Annotated in this window: 5 protein-coding genes and 2 pseudogenes; 3 read left to right on the top strand and 4 right to left on the bottom strand. The window is 70.1% G+C overall.

The features are described 5' to 3' along the window. Positions 1 to 93: 93 nt before the first annotated feature. Positions 94 to 495, bottom strand: a pseudogene (locus tag ABZ826_RS24780) (nitroreductase family protein); the annotation flags it as partial. Between the two features lie 57 nt (positions 496 to 552). Here ABZ826_RS24780 and ABZ826_RS24775 point away from each other — a divergent pair. After that, a pseudogene (locus ABZ826_RS24775) lies at positions 553 to 705 on the top strand (alpha/beta hydrolase); the annotation flags it as partial. A gap of 133 nt (positions 706 to 838) precedes the next feature. On the opposite strand, the gene ABZ826_RS24770 reads toward ABZ826_RS24775, so the two are convergent. Beyond that, complete coding sequence (locus tag ABZ826_RS24770; RefSeq protein WP_361452238.1) at positions 839 to 3,256, bottom strand: endonuclease/exonuclease/phosphatase family protein; 2,418 nt, start codon at positions 3,254 to 3,256, stop codon at positions 839 to 841. 305 nt (positions 3,257 to 3,561) lie between these two features. Here ABZ826_RS24770 and ABZ826_RS24765 point away from each other — a divergent pair, with 305 nt between their 5' ends. Beyond that, positions 3,562 to 4,368: a metalloregulator ArsR/SmtB family transcription factor gene (locus ABZ826_RS24765; RefSeq protein ID WP_361452250.1), complete on the top strand. Its 807-nt coding sequence runs from the start codon at positions 3,562 to 3,564 to the stop codon at positions 4,366 to 4,368. A 264-nt stretch (positions 4,369 to 4,632) separates the two neighbouring features. On the opposite strand, the gene ABZ826_RS24760 is transcribed toward ABZ826_RS24765, so the two are convergent. Next, a complete protein-coding gene (locus tag ABZ826_RS24760) occupies positions 4,633 to 5,001 on the bottom strand; it encodes a nuclear transport factor 2 family protein (protein WP_361452235.1) in 369 nt (122 codons plus the stop codon). A 176-nt stretch (positions 5,002 to 5,177) separates the two neighbouring features. After that, positions 5,178 to 5,630: a DUF5709 domain-containing protein gene (locus tag ABZ826_RS24755; protein WP_361452232.1), complete on the bottom strand. Its 453-nt coding sequence runs from the start codon at positions 5,628 to 5,630 to the stop codon at positions 5,178 to 5,180. Positions 5,631 to 5,892: 262 nt separating this feature from the next. Here ABZ826_RS24755 and ABZ826_RS24750 point away from each other — a divergent pair, with 262 nt between their 5' ends. Continuing rightward, on the top strand, positions 5,893 to 6,123 hold the full coding sequence (locus ABZ826_RS24750) for a DUF6296 family protein (RefSeq protein ID WP_361452229.1): 231 nt from the start codon (positions 5,893 to 5,895) through the stop codon (positions 6,121 to 6,123). The last annotated feature ends 4 nt before the right edge of the window (positions 6,124 to 6,127 follow it).

Here is a 6,127-nt window from a genome sequence, read left to right as displayed (position 1 = left end):
GAACCCCCGCCCCTTCGCCTGGACGAAGAGCGCCGACGAGATCCTCGAACGCCTCGCCGCATATCTTGATCGAATTCCTGGCGCAGGACACTAGTCCAGACGCGGTTCCGGGAACCGGTAGCAGGGCACGATCAGCGCGGGCGTATCGGCGAAGTGGTCCCGCTGGTACTCGATCGCGGCGACCATCCGGCCGTACGCCGCGTCGTCCATGCCCTTGGGCGCGTACTTCCCGGTCGTCGCCAAATAGGCGTCCACGCACCGCTTCCACAGCGGCGCGAGGCGCGCCATCACCTTGCGGTCGGTCACGACCACGTACTCGTAGCACTGCATGTTGCCGCCACTGGGACCCCAGACGGCGGCCTGTACGAGCCGCTCCAGCGTCTCGTCGGGCACCGGTTCCGGCTTGAGACGGCGCATGGCCCGCATGGTGGACATCGTCGCGAAGAGCGCGGGCTCAGCTGTTCCGGCCCCGGCTATCGGCATATCTGTCGTCATGATCGCGGAGTCTACGGGCGAGGCCCCGCGGCGGGGAGCCGTGCCGGCCGGCCCTCGGACGGGCTCGCCACCCTGGCCGCCGCGGCGCTGATGTGTCTGGACCCGGAGTGCAAGGCCCACCGGCGGGAGTTGGCACAACGCTACATCCGGCATTCGTTCCTGTACGCCCTGACCCACTCGCCGCACGCCGCGCGGTCGCTGCGCCGAGCGCGCGACCGGTGCCGAGGGCCTGAGAGCCGGACCGGGCATCGGCGGGGGCGACCAGGAACGACGCGAGGGTGGGGCCGACCGGCGGCCGGTCGACCCCACCCTGTGGCCCGCGGCGTCCGCGCGGGCCCGGCGGTCAGTGCCCGTTGTTGCTCGGGGCGTTGACGTCCACCCGCACGACCTGCGGGTCGTGGTCGCTCGCCTGCTTGGCGAACTCCGCGTTGATGTGCACCACGTCGTAGTCGAAGCGGCGGACGCCGGGGCTGGTCAGGATGTGGTCCAGCGTCTGCGAGTTGCCCTCGTACACGTAGCTGTACTGCTCGCTCGCGGGCAGCGTGGTGATCAGCGGCTTGAGCACCTTGCCGCTGGTCAGCGCGTCCATCGTCGGGGAGAAGGCGAAGTCGTTGAGGTCGCCGAGCGTGATGATCCGGGCCGAATCGTCGGCGGCCAGCAACGACTTGACGAAGGTGTTCACCTCCGTCGCCTGCTTCACACGCTTCGTCTCGGAGCTGCGTTTGGGCTCCTGGTACCGGCCGTGCAGGGGCTGGTCGCCGCCCTTGGACGTGAAGTGGTTGCCGATGACGAAGACCGGCTTGCCGTGGAAGCGGAACTCTCCGACGAGCGGCTTGCGGCTGTCCGCCCACGCGTCGCTGGTCGGGGCGATCCGGCCGGGCGACGCCGAGAGCGTCACCCCCTTCTTCGTCGGCACGGCGGTCACGGCGGTGGTCGCGCCGCCGCCCGCGCGGTCCACGAAGTCGACCCTCTTGGGATTGAAGAGGAAGACGTTGCGGATGTTGCCGCCCGGTTCGCCGCCGTCCTTGTTGTTCTCGGGGGAGATGTACCGCCACGCGTACCGCGGACCGCCCGCGGCGACGATCGCGTCGGTGAACCGCTTCAGCGTCGCCTCGGAGCCGACCGTGCCGTCGTTCACCGCACCGTTGTCGTCCTGGATCTCCTCCAGCGACACGATGTCCGGGGAGGAGAGGTTGGTCGCGACGCCCTCGGCGAGGGTGTCGAACTTGGCCTGCTCGTCCAGCGCGTCCAGATTCTCCACGTTGTACGTGGCGACGGCGAGCTCGTTGCCCTTCTGCTTCCGGGTGACTTCCCGTCGGAGATGGTTGTCGGTGAGCGTGCCGAGTTCGGTGGCCTGGAGGTTGTAGCCACCGAACGACGCGTAGTCCATGACACCGGTGGTGGTGCCGGACAGCACATCGCCCACGTCGGCGACGGGGACCGGGTCGGCCGGGTCGAGGGACATCACCTTGATGCGGCCGGTGTTCTGGTCGTTGTACGAGGAGTACAGCGTGCCGCCCCGCCGGGTCCGGTTCTCGTCGGGCTTGACGGTCACCCACACCTCGTCGTACGCGGTCGTCGCACCCGTCACCCGCGTGTCGGAGACCTGGACGCGGGTGCCTTCGAGCGACTCGTAGAGGTCGAGGGCGTACGCCGAGGGGGCGAGGGCCAGCGAATCGATCGAACCGCCGTCCGCCGATGGGGCGAAGGCGTCCGGTACCGAGGCCGCGTCGAGCACGACCGGGGCCGGCAGCGCGTTGCCCGAGGACAGCACCGTCGTCTTCGGGGCGTTGATCTCGGTGATCGACTGGGTGGTCGACGAGGGGTAGTACTCGTCCACCTTGCCGCTGACCAGCACCGAGTCGCCCACGGCGACCTCCGGAGCGGTGGAGCCGGTGAAGACGAACACGCCCTCGCTGGTCCGGGGGTCCGTGTCCGGCGCGGCGTCCTGGATCCAGAAGCCGCGCGAACCGGTGGTCCGTACGCCGGTGACGATGCCGGGCACCCCGGTCACCGACCGGCCCTTGAGCGGCGACACCCGGGTGGTGCCCTGGATGTCGTGGATCCGGACGGTGCCGGGCTCGGTCGGGCCGCCGGGGTCCACGGGGCCGGAGCCGCCGGACGTCTCGCCGGCCGAGTTGACCGGTGTCGGGTCGCCGGCGGTGAAGTCGGCGGCGTTGTCATCGGTGTCGGCGAGGGACGCACCGCGCTCCACCGAGAAGGTGTTCGACGCTCCCGCGGCCGGGCCGCTGCCCTCCCGTACGACTGCGGAACCGTAGCCCACGAGGTCCACTATCCGGGTGTCGGCCGCGCAGTCGGCAGCCGTCTTGCAGGTCAGTGGGGTCGTACCGGAGACGAGCGCGACGGTGCCGCCACCGGCCGCCATCGCGATCGTGCCGGTGGTGTCCGGCGTCGGCAGCGCGACGGTGCCGCCGGTGCCCGCGGCCTGGGCGACGAGATAGCGGCCGCCGGGGGCGATGGAACCGCTCAGTGCGGAGGCCTGCCACAGCGATCCGGCGGCCGGGGCGGCGGGCAGGTACTGGACGCTGAAACCGGACAGGTCGTAACCGGTGGAACCGGCGTTGGCCAGCTCGATGAAGTCGCGGCTGAGTGTGGCACCCGAGTTGCCCCCACCGCCGTACACCTCGGAGATCACGGCGGTCGAGGACGGAGTCGCGAATGCGGCGGGCAGAGCGGTGACCGAGAGTGTGACGGCGACGGCGCCGGCCAGGAGGACGGAACGGGGTCTGGATATGTGCACGGTGAGCTGCTCCCGTAGTGTGGTGACGGCAAAAGCTATGCGCGTAGAACCGGCCGTGACAAGACATCAGAAGTTAATTCCAGAAATCGCTCCGGCGGCCGGGAGGCGTTGCGGGCGAGCGGCGGGGGTGGGAGGCGCGCAGGCGCGGTGAGTGTCTTCCGGCGACCTCGGCCGAGGGAGGCCGCCCACCGGCGGCCCGGCTCGTGGTGGGCCCGCGGCTCCGGCTCGACATGCAACCGAAAGGTTGCCTATGGTGGAGGGGGAGGCGGAGCGGCGAGCAGGTGAGGGTGGTCCCGATGGCGACGATGGACCCGATATTCAAGGCGCTCGCCGATCCGAGCCGCCGGGAGCTCCTCGACCGGCTCAACGCGCGGGGCGGCCAGACCCTGCGCGAGTTGGGCGAGGGCCTGGGCATGAGCCGGCAGGCGGTGAGCAAACATCTGGCGGTGCTGGAATCGGCGTTGCTCGTCACCGCCGTGCGCCGGGGGCGGGAGAAGCTGTACTACCTCGACCCGGTGCCCATCCAGGAGGTCACCGACCGCTGGATCGGCCGGTACGGACGCCGTCAGGCCGCACTGTCCCACCGTGAACAGACCCTGGAAGGAACGGTCATGGACCAGTCCGAGTTCGTCTACGCGCTCTACATCCAGACCACTGCCGAGAAGCTGTATCGGGCGCTGACCGACCCCGAGTTCATCAAGATCTACATGGGTGGTTACGGCCCCGAGTCGACCTGGGAGGTCGGCGCGCCGGTGCGGTGGAAGATGGATCCGGACGGTGAGTTCGAGGAGGTCGGCCAGCGTGTCCTGGAGGCGGAGCCCGGTAGGCGGCTCTCGTACACCTGGCACACTCTGCAGCCCATGCACCGTCAGATGTTCGACTTCGCCTCGGAAGAGGAGTGGGAGAAGGCCGTCCGGGAGCGGTCGAAGGTCGCCTTCGACATCGAGCCCGCCGACGAGCCCGAGTTGGGCATCAAGCTGACGGTCACCCACAACGGGTTCGACAGCCCGGACAGCAGGATGCTGGAGGGCGTCAGCGACGGCTGGATCGCGATCCTCTCCTCGCTCAAAACCCTGCTGGAGGGCGGGAAGTTCCTCGACGAGCCGGCCTGACGCCGCGGCGGTCCGGCGTCGGCCTCGGTGTGGCGCGTCCGCCGTGGGGCCGCCGGACACGAGGAGCGCCCCCGACGGGCCCGGCCTCGACACGGAACCGCCCGAAGGCGTCCTCGCCGAGGACGGGACCGAAGGGGGCGATCAGCCGCCGCGCCCGCGTCGCGGAACTCGCCTGGCGCGGGCGGGTGAGGAACCGTCCATGGAGCGGACGGCCCGTCGGACGGCCGGTGCGCTCGGCGCCGGACGGCGTCTCCTGTCGGTGGATCAGGCTCCGGGCACGCGGTCGAGGAAGCCGCTGACCGAGGCGATGCGTCCGTCCTCGGCGAGGGCCAGCACGTCCGACCCGGCGACGGGCGCCGAGCCGTCGGCGGAGGAGACCAGTTCCCAGCTGAAGCGCACGATGTCGTGGTGCCCGTCCGGGGTGCCGGTCAGCCGGAACTCGAAGCCGGGGAACTGCTGGTGGGCTCCGTTGATCGTGGCCGTGAGCTCCTCGTGACCGCGCACGTCCGCCAGCGGGTCGGTGTAGGTGGCGCTCTCCGTGAAGGCGGCCGCCACGGCCTTCTCCAGGTCCTCGGGGGTGGCCGCGTTCCAGGCGACGAAGTAGCGCTGAACGGCGTCCTCGTATGCGGTCATCGTGCTGTCCTCTCCTCGCGTCCCGGCCTTTGGGGCCGGGCTCCCGTGTGCTGATGAGGAACACGATGTCCGATGGCGCGGAAAGCGTCGATTACCTCCGAGGTCATGGTCCGGACCTCGGAGGTGGCATGGTTCGGACCTCGGAGGTGAGGTGTCACATCGCGGGGAGCGCCTTCTCAGCCCTGGCTGTCCGGAACCACGTGCATGGCTGCTTCCTCGGCCGATGCCGCCGCTCCGTCGATCCCGACGTCCTCGGCCGCCAGGGTGTCCGGCTCGTTGATGTCCAGCTGTCGGGTGAGCCGGCCCGCGCGTACCGTACCCACCTCCCCGTCCCACAGTTCGCCGTCACCGTCGCACAGATCACCCAGGCCGTCGCCGGTGATCTCGGTGATCTCGGGCAGCTCCCGGGCCAGGCGGCTCTCCAGCGGCTCGCCACTGTGCTGTTCGGCGGCCGTGGTGCCCTGGTCCTCCACCGCCCACGGCCGATCGGGCGGGGAGTAGCCCTCGTCGAGCAGATCGGTCAGGCCCCGGTTGTCCAGGGTGTCCTCGATGTCGAGCTGCTCGGCGGGGTCGGAGGCCTCCGGCTGTTGGGGCTGGTAGACATCGTCTCCCATGTCGGCATCCTTCATGGTGTGTCCCTTCCCGGCTCCGGGCTCCCGGTCGCGCACGCCGCGCACGCGAAACGGGGGAAAGGGGGCGTATCTGGGCTATGTGTCCGATGCTGGCGAACCGCCCGTATGGCTTCAGGATAAGTGGACCGGGCATGAGCCCGCAGCCGTGGTCCGCCGACCGGGCGCGACGGGCCGGTCCGAGGGACGATGGAAGGTGCAGGAGAACGAGGGAAGGCGCGAGCGAACCTCGTCCCGTGCCGTCCGTATCGGGAGAACCGCCATGGATTACCCGGAGAGCTACCAGTTGGTATTTCAGGCGTCGGCCGTGGAGGACGACACGGTGACCGTCCGGCGTACGGAACAGTCGGGCGCGGGCGGGTATCCGATCTACGAGGACGAGACCGGAATCGTGCGCGCGGAGATCAGCGACCGGGGTGAGGTGCGCATGATCGCCAGCGGCGGACACCAGCGGCTGGGCACCCCGCTGGTGGTGCGGGAGCCCACCGGCTGAACGC

This window comes from Streptomyces sp. NPDC047515 (assembly GCF_040643055.1).
Lineage (GTDB): Bacteria > Actinomycetota > Actinomycetes > Streptomycetales > Streptomycetaceae > Streptomyces.
Note: the sequence above shows the minus strand (reverse complement) of the source record. Positions and strands in the feature narration are given on the sequence as shown.

What these genes read in the sequence shown, in the direction of transcription:
- ABZ826_RS24765 (WP_361452250.1), top strand. Translation starts at nt 3,562, where the DNA reads ATGGACCCGATATTCAAGGCGCTCGCCGATCCGAGCCGCCGGGAGCTC.
- ABZ826_RS24750 (WP_361452229.1), top strand. Translation starts at nt 5,893, where the DNA reads ATGGATTACCCGGAGAGCTACCAGTTGGTATTTCAGGCGTCGGCCGTG.
- ABZ826_RS24760 (WP_361452235.1), bottom strand. Translation starts at nt 5,001, where the DNA reads ATGACCGCATACGAGGACGCCGTTCAGCGCTACTTCGTCGCCTGGAAC.
- ABZ826_RS24755 (WP_361452232.1), bottom strand. Translation starts at nt 5,630, where the DNA reads ATGAAGGATGCCGACATGGGAGACGATGTCTACCAGCCCCAACAGCCG.